Source organism: Dyella sp. KRB-257 (assembly GCF_049445995.1).
In the GTDB taxonomy this organism is placed as follows: Bacteria; Pseudomonadota; Gammaproteobacteria; order Xanthomonadales; family Rhodanobacteraceae; genus Dyella_A.
The window spans coordinates 213,406-227,087 of the sequence record NZ_JBMSDZ010000002.1 but is presented as its reverse complement, the minus strand read 5'-3'; the positions used below and the strand labels follow the sequence as shown (position 1 = coordinate 227,087).

26 protein-coding genes are annotated in these 13,682 nt (G+C 63.8%); all 26 read right to left on the bottom strand.

Features of this window, described 5'->3' with window-relative positions:
- Positions 1–33 precede the first annotated feature (33 nt).
- Positions 34–420: a 50S ribosomal protein L17 gene (rplQ, locus tag ACO2Q2_RS02585; RefSeq protein WP_423254196.1), complete on the bottom strand. Its 387-nt coding sequence runs from the start codon at positions 418–420 to the stop codon at positions 34–36.
- 219 nt (positions 421–639) lie between these two features.
- Complete coding sequence (locus tag ACO2Q2_RS02580; RefSeq protein ID WP_423254195.1) at positions 640–1,638, bottom strand: DNA-directed RNA polymerase subunit alpha; 999 nt, start codon at positions 1,636–1,638, stop codon at positions 640–642.
- Between the two features lie 16 nt (positions 1,639–1,654).
- Positions 1,655–2,281, bottom strand: coding sequence for a 30S ribosomal protein S4 (gene rpsD / locus ACO2Q2_RS02575; protein ID WP_404630816.1), 627 nt, complete (start codon positions 2,279–2,281; stop codon positions 1,655–1,657).
- Positions 2,282–2,354: 73 nt separating this feature from the next.
- Complete coding sequence (gene rpsK, locus ACO2Q2_RS02570; protein ID WP_007513384.1) at positions 2,355–2,741, bottom strand: 30S ribosomal protein S11; 387 nt, start codon at positions 2,739–2,741, stop codon at positions 2,355–2,357.
- 12 nt (positions 2,742–2,753) lie between these two features.
- Complete coding sequence (gene rpsM, locus ACO2Q2_RS02565) at positions 2,754–3,110, bottom strand: 30S ribosomal protein S13 (protein ID WP_423254194.1); 357 nt, start codon at positions 3,108–3,110, stop codon at positions 2,754–2,756.
- 134 nt (positions 3,111–3,244) lie between these two features.
- Positions 3,245–4,576: a preprotein translocase subunit SecY gene (gene secY, locus ACO2Q2_RS02560; protein ID WP_423254193.1), complete on the bottom strand. Its 1,332-nt coding sequence runs from the start codon at positions 4,574–4,576 to the stop codon at positions 3,245–3,247.
- 4 nt (positions 4,577–4,580) lie between these two features.
- On the bottom strand, positions 4,581–5,012 hold the full coding sequence (gene rplO / locus ACO2Q2_RS02555) for a 50S ribosomal protein L15 (RefSeq protein WP_404630810.1): 432 nt from the start codon (positions 5,010–5,012) through the stop codon (positions 4,581–4,583).
- 5 nt (positions 5,013–5,017) lie between these two features.
- Entirely contained in the window at positions 5,018–5,215 is a 198-nt protein-coding gene (rpmD, locus tag ACO2Q2_RS02550) for a 50S ribosomal protein L30 (protein ID WP_423254192.1), read from the bottom strand.
- Positions 5,208–5,717: a 30S ribosomal protein S5 gene (gene rpsE / locus ACO2Q2_RS02545; RefSeq protein WP_404630806.1), complete on the bottom strand. Its 510-nt coding sequence runs from the start codon at positions 5,715–5,717 to the stop codon at positions 5,208–5,210. The genes rpmD and rpsE overlap by 8 nt, the downstream gene beginning before the upstream one ends.
- Positions 5,718–5,823: 106 nt before the next feature.
- Positions 5,824–6,183, bottom strand: a complete 360-nt coding sequence (rplR, locus tag ACO2Q2_RS02540) for a 50S ribosomal protein L18 (RefSeq protein WP_423254191.1) — start codon at positions 6,181–6,183, stop codon at positions 5,824–5,826.
- Between the two features lie 57 nt (positions 6,184–6,240).
- On the bottom strand, positions 6,241–6,768 hold the full coding sequence (gene rplF / locus ACO2Q2_RS02535) for a 50S ribosomal protein L6 (protein ID WP_423254190.1): 528 nt from the start codon (positions 6,766–6,768) through the stop codon (positions 6,241–6,243).
- 10 nt (positions 6,769–6,778) lie between these two features.
- Positions 6,779–7,174: a 30S ribosomal protein S8 gene (gene rpsH, locus ACO2Q2_RS02530; protein ID WP_423254189.1), complete on the bottom strand. Its 396-nt coding sequence runs from the start codon at positions 7,172–7,174 to the stop codon at positions 6,779–6,781.
- Between the two features lie 219 nt (positions 7,175–7,393).
- On the bottom strand, positions 7,394–7,699 hold the full coding sequence (rpsN, locus tag ACO2Q2_RS02525; protein WP_423254188.1) for a 30S ribosomal protein S14: 306 nt from the start codon (positions 7,697–7,699) through the stop codon (positions 7,394–7,396).
- A 17-nt stretch (positions 7,700–7,716) separates the two neighbouring features.
- Complete coding sequence (gene rplE, locus ACO2Q2_RS02520; RefSeq protein ID WP_423254242.1) at positions 7,717–8,259, bottom strand: 50S ribosomal protein L5; 543 nt, start codon at positions 8,257–8,259, stop codon at positions 7,717–7,719.
- 8 nt (positions 8,260–8,267) lie between these two features.
- Positions 8,268–8,582 carry a 50S ribosomal protein L24 gene (gene rplX / locus ACO2Q2_RS02515; protein WP_324896979.1) on the bottom strand — a complete coding sequence of 105 codons (315 nt, stop codon included), beginning with the start codon at positions 8,580–8,582 and terminating at the stop codon, positions 8,268–8,270.
- A gap of 14 nt (positions 8,583–8,596) precedes the next feature.
- Positions 8,597–8,965: a 50S ribosomal protein L14 gene (gene rplN / locus ACO2Q2_RS02510; protein WP_007513359.1), complete on the bottom strand. Its 369-nt coding sequence runs from the start codon at positions 8,963–8,965 to the stop codon at positions 8,597–8,599.
- Positions 8,966–8,980: 15 nt separating this feature from the next.
- Complete coding sequence (gene rpsQ / locus ACO2Q2_RS02505; RefSeq protein ID WP_423254187.1) at positions 8,981–9,241, bottom strand: 30S ribosomal protein S17; 261 nt, start codon at positions 9,239–9,241, stop codon at positions 8,981–8,983.
- Between the two features lie 12 nt (positions 9,242–9,253).
- A complete protein-coding gene (gene rpmC, locus ACO2Q2_RS02500; RefSeq protein ID WP_423254186.1) occupies positions 9,254–9,439 on the bottom strand; it encodes a 50S ribosomal protein L29 in 186 nt (61 codons plus the stop codon).
- Positions 9,439–9,852: a 50S ribosomal protein L16 gene (rplP, locus tag ACO2Q2_RS02495; protein WP_423254185.1), complete on the bottom strand. Its 414-nt coding sequence runs from the start codon at positions 9,850–9,852 to the stop codon at positions 9,439–9,441. Before rplP ends, rpmC begins: the two co-directional genes overlap by 1 nt.
- An 11-nt stretch (positions 9,853–9,863) precedes the next feature.
- On the bottom strand, positions 9,864–10,613 hold the full coding sequence (gene rpsC / locus ACO2Q2_RS02490; RefSeq protein ID WP_423254184.1) for a 30S ribosomal protein S3: 750 nt from the start codon (positions 10,611–10,613) through the stop codon (positions 9,864–9,866).
- Positions 10,614–10,628: 15 nt separating this feature from the next.
- Entirely contained in the window at positions 10,629–10,964 is a 336-nt protein-coding gene (gene rplV, locus ACO2Q2_RS02485; protein WP_404630789.1) for a 50S ribosomal protein L22, read from the bottom strand.
- On the bottom strand, positions 10,964–11,236 hold the full coding sequence (rpsS, locus tag ACO2Q2_RS02480) for a 30S ribosomal protein S19 (protein ID WP_017461870.1): 273 nt from the start codon (positions 11,234–11,236) through the stop codon (positions 10,964–10,966). Before rpsS ends, rplV begins: the two co-directional genes overlap by 1 nt.
- A 12-nt stretch (positions 11,237–11,248) precedes the next feature.
- Positions 11,249–12,070, bottom strand: a complete 822-nt coding sequence (gene rplB / locus ACO2Q2_RS02475) for a 50S ribosomal protein L2 (protein WP_423254183.1) — start codon at positions 12,068–12,070, stop codon at positions 11,249–11,251.
- Between the two features lie 17 nt (positions 12,071–12,087).
- Positions 12,088–12,381, bottom strand: a complete 294-nt coding sequence (gene rplW / locus ACO2Q2_RS02470; protein WP_423254182.1) for a 50S ribosomal protein L23 — start codon at positions 12,379–12,381, stop codon at positions 12,088–12,090.
- Complete coding sequence (gene rplD / locus ACO2Q2_RS02465; protein ID WP_423254181.1) at positions 12,378–12,995, bottom strand: 50S ribosomal protein L4; 618 nt, start codon at positions 12,993–12,995, stop codon at positions 12,378–12,380. Before rplD ends, rplW begins: the two co-directional genes overlap by 4 nt.
- A gap of 11 nt (positions 12,996–13,006) precedes the next feature.
- Positions 13,007–13,648 carry a 50S ribosomal protein L3 gene (gene rplC, locus ACO2Q2_RS02460; protein ID WP_423254180.1) on the bottom strand — a complete coding sequence of 214 codons (642 nt, stop codon included), beginning with the start codon at positions 13,646–13,648 and terminating at the stop codon, positions 13,007–13,009.
- Positions 13,649–13,682 lie beyond the last annotated feature (34 nt).

The window sequence follows — 13,682 nt, the reverse complement described above, 5'->3', positions numbered from 1 at the left end:
TGGCCTGGACGTCCAAACGTCCGCCGGAGCCGCTTACTCGGCGTCGACGGTCTCAGCCAGCCGCGGACGATCGACCAGTTCGACGTACGCCATCGGGGCATTGTCGCCCGGACGGAAGCCGCACTTGAGGATGCGCAGGTAACCACCGGGACGCTCGCGGTAGCGCGGCCCCAATTCGACGAACAGCTTGCCCACGGCCTGCTTGTCGCGCAGGCGCGAGAAGGCGAGGCGGCGATTGGCGACGCCGTCGGTCTTGGCGAGCGTGATCAGTGGCTCGGCCACGCGACGCAGTTCCTTCGCCTTGGGCAGGGTGGTACGGATCAGCTCGTGCTTGATCAGCGACGAAGCCATGTTGCGGAACATCGCTTCGCGATGGCTGCTGGTGCGGTTGAGCTTGCGGCCGCTCTTCATATGACGCATGGCGAAAATCTCTTGTGTTGTTATGAGAGGCCGGCTCGACGGCCGGCTTCCCGCGGTTGCCCGCTATGAGTGATGAGAGAAACAGGTGCTGCGGAAGGCCTCAGGCAAGGCCTGAGGCGCGCGGCCAAGGACCGCTCGTGTTGCCGCAAGCGTGTCGGCCGCAGCTGGCCCACACTCGGCAAGATGCCGCGGTCGCATGGCGACCGCGGCACAAGTACATCAACCCAGCTGCATGCCGTGCGAGAGGCCCGGCGGCGGCCAGTTTTCGAGCTTCATGCCGAGCGCCAGACCGCGGCTGCCCAGCACGTCCTTGATCTCGGTCAGCGACTTCTTGCCGAGGTTGGGGGTCTTCAGCAGTTCGACCTCGGTCTTCTGCACCAGATCACCGATGTAGTAGATGCTCTCGGCCTTCAGGCAGTTGGCCGAGCGCACGGTGAGCTCCAGATCGTCGATCGGGCGCAGCAGCAGCGGATCGAACCCGCCCTTCTCGGCCGTGTCGGTGGCACTTTCGCGACGCGAGAAGTCGCCGAACACCGACAGCTGGTCGTTGAGGATCTCGGCCGCCTTGCGGACGGCATCTTCCGCGCCGATCGTGCCGTTGGTCTCGATGTCGAGCACCAACTTGTCGAGGTTGGTGCGCTGCTCGACGCGAGCGGCATCCACTTCGTAGGCCACGCGCAGCACCGGCGCGAACGACGCATCCAGCTGCAGCCGCCCGATCGGACGGGTCTCCTCGTCCGGATGCTGGCGCGTGCTGGCCGGCTGGTAGCCGACGCCGCGACGCACCTTCAGGCGCATGTTGAGCGCGACGTCCTTGGTGAGGTGGCAGATCACGTGCTCGGGATTGATGATCTCGACCGTGTGATCGACCGTGATGTCGCCTGCCGTGACCACGCCCTTGCCCTTCCTGGACAAGGTCAGCGTGACCTCGTCGCCCGAATGCTGGCGGATCGCGACGTCCTTGAGGTTCAGCAGGACCTCGATCACGTCCTCCTGCAGACCCTCAAGCGTGGTGTACTCGTGGAGCACGCCATCGATCTCGACCTCGACGATGGCGCTGCCGGGGATCGAGGAGAGCAGCACGCGGCGCAGCGCGTTGCCCAGGGTGTGACCAAAGCCACGCTCGAGCGGCTCGACCACCACCTTGGCGCGGTTGGCTCCGAGCTGTTCGACGCTGAGGCCACGAGGCCGCAGCACGCTAGTTGACGAAACTGCCATGCAGAGCTCCGGTTGATTACTTCGAGTAAAGCTCGACGATCAGCGCTTCATTGATGTCGGACGGCAGATCACCGCGATCCGGCACCGACTTGAACGTGCCGGCGAACTTCTTGGCATCCACTTCCACCCACTGCGGGCGCAGGTCCATGGTGTCGAACACGGTCGCCGCTTCCTGCACGCGCAGCTGATTGCGCGCGCGCTCGGTGAGGGCGATCACGTCACCGGGACGGACCTGATAGGAGGGGATGTTCACTTTCTTGTCGTTCACCAGGATCGCCTTGTGGGCAACCAGCTGGCGGGCCTGGGCGCGGGTCACCGCAAAACCCATGCGATAGACGACGTTGTCCAGACGGCTCTCGAGCAGGCGCAGCAGGTTTTCACCGGTGTTGCCCTTGAGGGTCGACGCCTTGGTGTAGTAGTTGCTGAACTGACGTTCGAGCACGCCGTAGATGCGCTTGACCTTCTGCTTTTCGCGCAGCTGGACGGCGTAGTCGGACATGCGCATGCGCTTGTTGGCGCCATGCTGGCCGGGCTTGTTTTCCAGCTTGCACTTGGAATCCAGCGCGCGCGCCGGGCTCTTCAGGCTGAGATCTGCACCCTCACGACGGGCGAGCTTGCAGGTAGCTCCACGATAACGGGCCATGGTTAATCTCTTTTTTGAATAGTCCGGCCATGAATGGCCGGTTCTTGATTCTCGCGATCAAGGATGATCGCACTCATACACGCCGCTTCTTGGGGGGACGGCAGCCGTTGTGCGGAATCGGCGTGACGTCGATGATGTTGAGCACCTTGTAGCCGAGGGCGTTCAGCGAACGCACCGCCGACTCGCGCCCCGGACCCGGGCCCTTGATGCGCACTTCCACCGTTTTCACGCCGTAGTCGCCGGCGGCACGTCCGGCCTTCTCGGCGGCGACCTGCGCAGCGAACGGGGTCGACTTGCGCGAACCGCGGAAGCCGGCGCCGCCAGCGGTCGCCCAGGACAACGCGTTGCCCTGGCGATCGGTGATGGTGACGATGGTGTTGTTGAAGGAGGCCTGCACGTGGGCCACGGCATCCGTGACGACGCGCTTGATCTTCTTCTTGGTCTTGACAGGCTTGGCCATAATTCGAATCCGTTACTTCTTGATCGCGCGACGCGGACCCTTGCGGGTGCGGGCATTGGTACGCGTGCGCTGACCGCGCACCGGCAGGCCACGGCGGTGGCGAAGACCGCGGTAGCAACCCAGATCCATCAGCCGCTTGATGGCGATACCCACCTCGCGACGCAGATCGCCTTCGACAACGTACTTGGCGATTTCGTGGCGGAGCTTCTCCACCTCGCCCTCGCTGAGGGACTTGATCGGCGTGGTGGGAACCACGCCTGCGTCCGCGCAGACCTTCTTGGACCGGCTGCGGCCGATGCCGTAGATGCTCTGCAGGCCGACCCAGACGTGTTTCTGGACCGGCAAATTGACACCCGCGATGCGCGCCATGATGTACTTTCTCCGATGCGTTTCGTGCGCGGTAAACGCGCAATTTTAACCTGAATTAACTTCACTGGAAAGCCCTGCGGCACCTGCCGCCGCTTTCCCACGATCGAGACCCGACTCCTACGCCCCAGCAGCCATCAGTTGCGGCGGAGATTGGCCTTCTTGAGCAAACCTTCGTACTGGTGACTGACCAGATGGGCCTGCACCTGCGAGGTGAAGTCCATCACCACCACCACCACGATCAGCAACGACGTGCCGCCGAAGTAGAAGGGCACATTCCAGGACTTTTGCATGAACGTCGGCACCAGACATACCAGTACCAGGTAGAGCGCCCCCACCCCGGTCAGACGGGTCATTACCGCATCGATATATGTTGCGGTGGCCTTGCCCGGCCGGATACCCGGAATCAGTGCGCCGGATCGCTTGAGGTTGTCCGCCGTCTCCTGTGAGTTGAAGACGATCGCGGTGTAGAAGAACGCAAAGGTGATCACCAGCACCGCAAAGATCACGTCGTGCAACGGCTCGCCCTGGGTGAGGGCCTGGGTCAGCGACTGCAGCCAGCGCGACTGGTGCCCGGTGCCGAACCAGGTCAGTGCGGTCGCCGGGAACATCAGCAGGCTGCTGGCGAAGATCGGCGGGATCACGCCGGACATGTTGATCTTCAATGGCAGGTGCGAACTCTGGTTCATGTAGGCCTGCTGGCCGCCCGAGCGACGTGCATAGTTCACCGTGATGCGCCGCTGCGCACGCTCCATGAACACCACGAATGCCGTCACCGCCAGCACCAGCACCACGATCATGATCAGCTTCAGGCCGTTGCCCAGCTCGCCGTTGGCCTGCATGGTCAGCGTGTGTGCCACCGCGCCGGGCAGGCCAGCCACGATGCCCGCGAAGATCAGCAGCGAGATGCCGTTGCCGATACCCCGTTCGGTGATCTGCTCGCCCAGCCACATAAGGAACATGGTGCCGGCGGTCAGACCGACCACCGAAGCAAGCACGAAACCCATGCCCGGGGTGTAGACCACCGGAACGCCGCCGGACGCAACCTGCTTCTGCAGCGCCACCGCGATACCGAACGCCTGGAACGCCGCCAGACCCACGGTGCCGAAGCGCGTGTACATGGTCATCTTGCGTCGACCGGCCTCGCCTTCCTTGCGCAGATTCTGCAGGCTCGGGATCACCGAACCCATCATCTGCACCACGATCGAGGCGGAGATGTAGGGCACGACGCCCAGCGCAAACACCGACATCCGCGACAGCGATCCGCCGGAGAACATGTTGAACATGTTCAACAGTCCGCCGCCCTGCTGCTCGATCAGGCGGGTCATCGCCTCCGGGTTCACACCCGGCACGGGAATGAACGAACCGAGCCGGAACACGATCAGCGCACCAATCACGAAGAAGATGCGCTGACGCAGTTCCGTCAGCTTGCCGAGAGATCCGAGCTGGGTGCCCTTGGCTGCAGCCACCGGGTTACTCCACGCTGCCGCCGGCAGCCTCGATGGCCGTCTTCGCACCGGCCGTGGCGAGGACGCCGGAAAGCTTCACTGCGCGACCGATCTCGCCCTTGGCCACGACCTTGACCTTCTTGGCACGACTGTCGATCAGGCCGGCCTGATGCAGGACCACCACGTCGATCACGTCCGCCTTGAGGGTGGCCAGCTGGTACAGGAACACTTCCTGGCTCTCTGCCTTCTTCAGCGAGCGGAAGCCCACCTTGGGCAGGCGGCGCTGCAGCGGCATTTGGCCGCCTTCGAAACCGTACTTGTGGGTGCCGCCGGCACGGGCGTGCTGGCCCTTGTGGCCGCGACCGGCGGTCTTGCCCAGACCCGAACCGATGCCGCGACCGACGCGCAGGCGCGTCTTGCGGGAACCGGCAGCCGGCTTGATGTCATTAAGACGCATGATGATTACTCCTCGACCCGGACCAGGTAGTAGACCGTGTTGATCAGGCCTCGCACCTGCGGGCTGTCCTTCAGCTCACGGACGTCGTTGAGCTTGCCCAGGCCCAGGGCCTTGACGCTCAGACGGTGACGGCTCTGCACGCCACGCAGGCCCTTGACCAGGCGCACGCGCACGGTCTTGACGGCAGTCTCTTTCTTAGCCATTGCCCAGCACCTCATCCAGGGTCTTGCCACGCTTCGCGGCGATCTTCTTGGGCGAGGCCACGGCCTGCAGACCCTTGATGGTGGCGCGCACGAGGTTGATCGGATTGCGCGAACCGACCGCCTTGGCCAGCACGTTCTTCACGCCGACCACTTCGAGCACGGCGCGCATCGCACCGCCGGCAATCACGCCGGTACCCTCGGAAGCGGGCTGCATGTAGACCCGAGCCGCGCCGTGGTTGGCCTTGATGGCGTACCACAGCGTGCCGTTGTTGAGCTCGATGCTGACCATCTGGCGCCGGGCGCGCTCCATGGCCTTGGAAATGGCCACCGGCACTTCGCGCGCCTTGCCATAGCCGAAGCCCACGCGACCCTCGCCGTCACCGACCACGGTCAGCGCGGTGAAGCTCATCTGGCGGCCACCCTTGACGGTCTTGGCCACGCGGTTGACGGCAATCAGCTTTTCGAGCAGGCCATCCGAATTTTCGCGATCGTTAGAAGACATGTTTTTTCCATGTGCCCGGCAGCCCGGGGCTTTTGCTTGCGGCTGGGCCGCTTGGAGTTGTAGGTACTTCAAGCGGCTGCCACGCCGGGGCGCGGCAGCCGGCAGATCAGAACTTCAGGCCGGCCTCGCGGGCCGCATCGGCCAGCGCCTTGATGCGGCCGTGATAGCGGAAACCGGAGCGATCGAACGCCACGGCTTCGATGCCGGCGGCCAGCGCGCGCTCGGCGACAGCCTTGCCCACCGCCGCGGCGGCGGTCAGATTCTTGGTGCCCTTCAGGCCATCGGCGACAGCTTTCTGCACCGTGGACGCAGCAGCGACCACCTTGGTGCCCGAGGCATCGAACACCTGGGCGTACAGATGCTGCCCGGTGCGATGCACCGACAGACGCGGCACCGCCAGCTTGCGGATGTGCGCGCGGGTGGACTTGGCGCGACGCAGGCGGGATTCGTTCTTGTTCATCGTCATATTCTCCAGGAAGCGGATCGACTTCGGCCGGCACCCGGGCTTCCCCGGGGCACCGCCTTAAGCCTTCTTGGCTTCCTTCAGCGTGATCTTCTCACCGGCATAGCGCACGCCCTTGCCCTTGTAGGGCTCCGGCGGCCGGAAACCGCGAATCTTGGCAGCCACCTGGCCCACGCTCTGCTTGTCCGAACCCTTGATCAGGATCTCGGTCTGCGTCGGGGTCTCGATTGTCACGCCTTCTGGGGCGTTGAACACCACCGGATGGGAAAAACCGAGGCTGAGATTCAGTGCCTTGCCGGCCATCGACGCGCGGTAACCGACGCCGACGAGTTCCAGCTTGCGCTCGTAACCTTCGGAAACACCCTTGATCATGTTCGCGAGCAGGGCGCGTGCGGTGCCGCCGAACTTGTCGCCCGCACCCTCGGCCAGCTCGATCGTGGCGACACCATCGTTGACCGCCACACTGACGCCCGGCAGGGCATGCACCGACAACGAACCCTTCGGACCCTTCACCGAGATACCCTCGGCGGCAATCTTCAGCTCAACACCCTTGGGCAGACTGATCGGCTTTTTAGCAACACGGGACATCGTCGACTCCTTATGCCACTTGGCCGATGACTTCGCCGCCCAGGCCCTTGGCACGGGCCTGCGCGTCGGTCAGCAGACCGGCGGAAGTCGAAATGATCGAGATACCGAGGCCGCCGAGCACTTTCGGCAGCTCGTCCTTGCCGCGGTACACGCGCAGGCCGGAACGGCTGACTCGGGAAATGGTCTCGATGGCCGGGCGGCCTTCGAAATACTTGAGCTTGATCTCGAGCACCGGCTTGCCTTCCTGCTCGGAAGTCTTGGCGTCGAGGATATAGCCCTCGTTCTTGAGAAGGTTGGCGATCGCCACCTTCAACTTCGACGACGGCATGCTTACGGCCTGCTTGCCCGACAGCTGGGCATTGCGCACACGCGTAAACAGATCGGCGATGGGATCAGTCATGCTCATGAAAACGTCCTTCAGAGTGCACCGATATCCGATAAAACCGGAAATCAATTCTAGATTGTGAGCTGCTGCAAGGCAGCCTGCGTTGCGCAGACCGACAAGTATAACAGCCTTTTCCGGCCTTGGCGAATAACGAGCGCCGTAGCGTCGGCGGCCGGAACACTCCGTCCGCTGGATGGAAGCGTGCCGGGCTGGCGCCCGGCACAACCATCCGATGAGGTATTACCAGCTGGCCTTGCGCAGGCCCGGCACGTCGCCACGCATGGTGGCCTCGCGCAGCTTGTTGCGGCCGAGACCGAACTTCTTGTAGACGGCGCGCGGGCGGCCGGATAGCGCGCAGCGCGTGCGCTGGCGAACCGGGCTGGCGTCACGCGGCAACTTCTGCAGCCGGGTCTGGGCCTCCATCTTCTCGTCGTACGAGGCGTTGGGGCTCAGCACGACCGCCTTCAGTTCGGCGCGCCTGGCGGCGTACTTCTGGACGAGCTTGGTCCGCTTCAGATCGCGGTTGACCATCGAGGTCTTTGCCATGGTTTGTCTCTCGCGTATCAGTTGCGGAACGGGAAGTTGAAGGCTTCCAGCAGCGCCTTGGCTTCGGCGTCGGTCTTGGCGGTGGTGGTGATGGAGATGTCCATGCCACGCATCGCGTCGATCTGGTCGAAATCGATTTCGGGGAAGATGATCTGTTCCTTGATGCCGAAATTGTAGTTTCCACGGCCGTCGAACGCGCGACCCGAGACGCCGCGGAAGTCGCGGACGCGGGGCAGCGAGATGTTGATCAGGCGATCGAGGAATTCCCACATCTGGGCGCGGCGCAGGGTGACCTTGCAACCGATCGGCCAGCCGTCGCGGATCTTGAACGAGGCGACGGACACGCGCGCCTTGGTCGTGATCGGCTTCTGGCCGGCGATCTTGGCCATGTCGGCAACGGCATTTTCGAGCACTTTCTTGTTGCCTGCCGCCTCACCCACACCCATGTTCAGCGTGATCTTGGTGATGCGGGGAACCTGCATCACGTTCTCGTAGCCGAACTTCTCGGTGAGCTTGGCGATGACCTGCTCTTTATAAAAGTTTTGAAGGCGCGTCATGATCGTGTTCCTTACGCGTCCACGACCTCGCCAGACGAACGGAACACGCGGACCTTGCGCCCATCTTCGAGCGTCTTGGTGCCGACGCGTTCACCCTTGTTCGTGGCGGGGTTGAACAGCTGCACATTGGAGAGATGGATCGAGGCCTCACGCTCGACGATACCGCCGGGCTGGTTGGCCTGCGGATTCGCCTTGGTATGGCGCTTGACCAGATTCACGTTGGCGACGAAGACGCGGTCGCCATCGACGCGCAGCACATCGCCACGCTGGCCCTTGTTCTTGCCGGTGATCACGAGGACCTGATCACCCTTGCGGATACGGTTCATGGTTATTACTCCGCTCAGAGCACTTCGGGCGCGAGCGAGACGATCTTCATGAACTTCTCGCTGCGCAGCTCGCGGGTGACCGGCCCGAAAATACGGGTGCCGATCGGCTCGAGCTTGTTGTTGAGGAGGACAGCCGCGTTGCCGTCGAAACGGATCAGCGAACCGTCGGGACGACGCACACCCTTGGCGGTACGCACGACCACGGCGTTGTACACCTCGCCCTTCTTCACCTTGCCGCGCGGGATGGCATCCTTCACGGTGACCTTGATCACATCACCGATCGCGGCGTAACGACGCTTGGAGCCGCCGAGTACCTTGATGCACATCAGTTCCTTGGCACCGCTGTTGTCCGCTGCGGAAAGCGTGCTTTGCATCTGGATCATGTCTGCACCCTCCCCTTAGACGTTGGCGCGCATGAGGATTTCCACCACGCGGTGGTGTTTGGTCTTGGACAGCGGGCGGCATTCCGCGATGCGCACCACGTCGCCCTCATTCGCACCCAGGTCGTCCTGGGCATGAAGCTTGGTGGAGCGGCGGATGATCTTGCCGAGCAGGCCGTGCTGCACCTGGCGCTCGACCAGCACCGTGACCGTCTTGTCCATCTTGTTGCTGACCACGCGCCCCTGCAGGGTGCGTGCCTGTTTCTGATTGTCGCTCATGTCCGCCGTCCCTTACTTCTTGCCGCCGAGCACGAACTTCGTGCGGGCGATGTCGCGCCGAACGCGGCGCAGCTGGTGCGGCTGGATGAGCTGGCCGGTGCCCTTCTGCATGCGCAGATTGAACTGCTCCTTGCGAAGGTCCAGCAGATGCTGGTTCAGCTCTTCGACCGACTTGTTGTTGATCTCTTTGATGGCCATCACATCACCGCCCGGCTGACGAACTGGGTCTGCACCGAGAGCTTGGCGGCGGCCAGGCGGAACGCCTCGCGCGCCGTCGGCTCGTCGACACCCTCGATTTCATAGAGCATGCGACCGGGCTGGATCGGTGCGACCCAGAACTCGACGCCGCCCTTGCCCGCACCCATACGCACTTCGATCGGCTTCTTGGTGATCGGCTTGTCCGGGAACACGCGGATCCACAGCTTGCCGCCGCGCTTCACGAAACGCGTGATGCAACGACGGGCCGCCTCGATCTGACGGGCCGTCAGCGCACCGTGGGTGGTCGCCTTCAGGCCGTACTCGCCGAAACTCACGAGGTTGGAGCTGAAGGCCAGACCGTCGTTGCGGCCCTTGAACTGCTTGCGGAATTTGGTTCGCTTGGGTTGCAGCATGGCAACTCTCCTTACTTCGCCGACCGCTCGCGACGGCCGTCACCGGCCTCGCGACGTGGCTCACGACGACCCTCGCCACTTTCGCGGCGCGGCTGCGACTGCTCTTCCTTCGACTCCTGGCCGATCTGCGCCATGTCGAAGACTTCGCCCTTGTAGATCCACACCTTGATGCCGATGATGCCGTAAGTGGTCTTCGCCTCGGCGGTGCCGTAGTCGATGTCCGCGCGCAGCGTATGCAGCGGCACGCGACCTTCGCGGCTCCACTCGGAGCGGGCGATCTCGGCACCGTTCAGACGGCCCGACACGTTGATCTTCACGCCCAGGGCACCGAGGCGCATCGCGTTGCCCACCGCGCGCTTCATCGCACGACGGAACATGATGCGGCGCTCGAGCTGCTGTGCGATCGACTCGGCCACCAACTGCGCGTCGAGTTCCGGCTTGCGGACTTCGTTCACATTGATGTGCGTCGGAACGCCCATCATCTGGCTGACTTCCTTGCGCAGCTTCTCGATGTCCTCGCCCTTCTTGCCGATCACCACGCCTGGACGGGCGCTGTGGATCGTCACGCGGGCGGTCTTGGCCGGACGCTCGATCTGGATCTTCGAAATGCCGGCCTGCGCCAGCTTCTTGCGAAGCATGTCGCGGACCTTGAGGTCGGCGACCAGATACTTGGCGTAGTCGGCCTTGTTTGCGTACCACTTCGAATTCCAGTCCTTGGCGATGCCGAGGCGGATACCGGTGGGATGAACTTTATGACCCATCGTCTATACCCTCAGTCAGTTGCCAACGACCACAGTGATGTGGCTGGTGCGCTTCAGGATGCGCGAGCCGCGGCCTTTGGCGCGGGCGTACATGCGCTTCATCGCCGGACCTTCGTCCACGAAGATGCGCGAGACCTTCAGTTCGTCGACGTCAGCACCAAGGTTGTTCTCGGCATTGGCGACGGCCGACAGCAGCACCTTGCGGACAAGGGTCGCAGCCTTCTTGTTGGTGAACTGCAGCACGTCGCTGGCGCGACCCACGGGGAGACCGCGGACCAGGTCAGCCACCAGGCGTGCCTTCTGCGCCGAGATGCGGGCGCTGCGCAGGATCGCTTTGGCTTCAGTGCTCATCACTTGCCCTTCTTGTCGCCGCCATGGCCCTTGAAAGTGCGGGTCACCGCGAACTCGCCGAGCTTGTGCCCGACCATGTTCTCGTTGACGAGCACCGGCACGTGCTGGCGACCGTTGTGGATGGCGATGGTCAGGCCGACCATTTCCGGCAGGATCATCGAGCGACGCGACCAGGTCTTGATCGGGCGCTTGTTGTTGGCGGAAACCGCAGCTTCCACCTTCTTGACAAGGTGAAGGTCGACGAACGGACCTTTCTTCAGAGAACGCGGCATGACGGCTTCCTGTTACTTGCGACGACGCACGATGAACTGCTGCGTGCGCTTGTTGTTGCGGGTCTTGTAGCCCTTGGCCGGCGTGCCCCACGGGCTGACCGGATGACGACCACCAGAAGTCTTGCCCTCGCCGCCACCGTGCGGATGGTCGACCGGGTTCATCACCACGCCGCGCACGGTCGGGCGGATACCCTTCCAGCGCTTGGCGCCGGCCTTGCCGAGCTTCTTCAGGCTGTGCTCGGAGTTGCCGACCTCGCCGATGGTGGCGCGGCAGTCGACCGGCACACGGCGCATCTCGCCGGAGCGCAGGCGCAGCGTGGCGTAGCCGGACTCGCGGGCCACCAGCTGCACGGAGGCGCCGGCGCTGCGGGCGATTTGCGCGCCCTTGCCTGCCTTCATCTCGATGCAGTGGATGGTCGAGCCGACCGGGATGTTGCGCAGGGGCAGGCAGTTCCCGGCCTTGATCGGCGAATCCGAACCGGAAACCAGGCGATCGCCCACCGCCACACCCTTGGGCGCGATGATATAGCGACGCTCACCATCGGCGTAGCACAGCAGCGCGATGTGCGCGGTGCGGTTCGGATCGTACTCGATGCGCTCGACGAGGCCGGCAATGCCTTCCTTGTCACGCTTGAAGTCGATGATGCGGTAATGCTGCTTGTGACCGCCGCCGCGATGACGCGTGGTGATGCGACCGTAATGGTTGCGACCACCCGTCTTGGACTGCGACTCGGTCAGCGGCGCGTAGGGCTCGCCCTTGTGCAGACCCTCGGTGCGGACGCTGACTGCGTCGCGGCGCCCGGGCGAGGTCGGCTTGTGCGTAATTAGTGCCATCTCACAGAACTCCTGGCTCAGGCCTTGGCCGACACGTCGATGGTCTGACCATCGGCGAGGCGCACATAGGCCTTGCGCTTGCCCTGGCGGCTGCCAGTGCGGAAACGGAAGGACTTGACCTTGCCCTTGGCGTTGACGAGGTTCACCTGCTCGACCTTGACGTCGAACATCTGCTCCACGGCGGCACGGACATCGGCCTTGGTTGCCTCGGGGGCGACGACAAATACGTACTGGCTGTTCTCGGCGAGGCGCGCGGCCTTCTCGGAGATGTGCGGAGCACGCAGCGTGTTGAGAATGCGTTCGTTGCTCATGCCAGCCACTCCTCGATCTTCTTCACAGCGTCGACGGTCATGACCACGTAGTCGGAACCGACCAGACTGACCGGATTGAGCGCCAGCACGTCCACGACGTGGACATAGGGGATATTCCGCGCGGCCAGGAACAGCGCCTCGTTCGCATCCTCGGACACCAGCAGGACGCGGCCGGACACCTGCAGTTCGGCCAGCCTGGCCACCATGGCGGTGGTTTTCGGACTGTCGATGCCGAACCCTTCGACCACTTTCAGGCGATCGGCACGATTGAGCTCGGCCAGGATCGAACGGATGGCCACGCGATAGGCCTTGCGGTTGACTTTCTGCTCGAAGCTGCGCGGCTTGGCGGCAAACGTCACGCCGCCGCCGACGAAGATCGGGGCGCGGTAGTCGCCGTGACGGGCGCCGCCGCCCTTCTGCTTCTTGAACTTCTTGGTGGTGCCGGACATCTCACCGCGCGACAGCTGCGCCTTGGTGCCCGCGCGACCGCCAGCCTGGTAGGCGACGACCACCTGGTGGACCAGGGCCTGCTTGTACTCGCCGCCGAACACTTCGTCCGATACGCTGAGCGCGGCATTGTCAGGCGATGTTGCGCCAATGACATTCAGTTCCATGGCGTCTCTCCTCAACCCTTGGTGGTCGGACGGATGACGACGTCGCCGCCGGTTGCACCCGGCACCGCGCCCTTCACCGCGATCAGGTGACGCTCGGCGTCGACCCTGACCACTTCCAGCCCCTGCTGCGTGCGGTTGACCGCACCCATGTGGCCGGACATCTTCTTGCCCGGGAACACGCGGCCCGGGGTTTGGCGCTGGCCGATCGAACCCGGCGCGCGATGCGACAGCGAGTTGCCGTGGGTCGCGTCGCCCATCTTGAAGTTCCAGCGCTTGATCGTGCCCTGGAAGCCCTTGCCCTTCGATACGCCGGCTACGTCGACGATCTGCCCGGCGGCGAAGATGTCGTCCGCCTTGATCTCGGCGCCGACGGTGTACTTGCCGAGATCATCGTCAGACACGCGGAACTCCCACAGGCCACGACCCGGCTCGACCTTCGCCTTGGCGTAGTGCCCCTTCAGCGGCCGGGTCAGCAGCGAGGCGCGCTTGACGCCCGCCGCAACCTGCACAGCGCTGTAGCCATCATTCTCTTCCGTCTTCACCTGGGTCACGCGGTTCGGCGTCGCTTCGATCAGCGTCACCGGAATCGAGCGGCCATCCTCAGTGAAGAGTCGGCTCATGCCGCACTTGCGGCCAACCAGTCCGATACTCATCTTCCCGCTATTCATAAGAATGCCCTGTCTATCG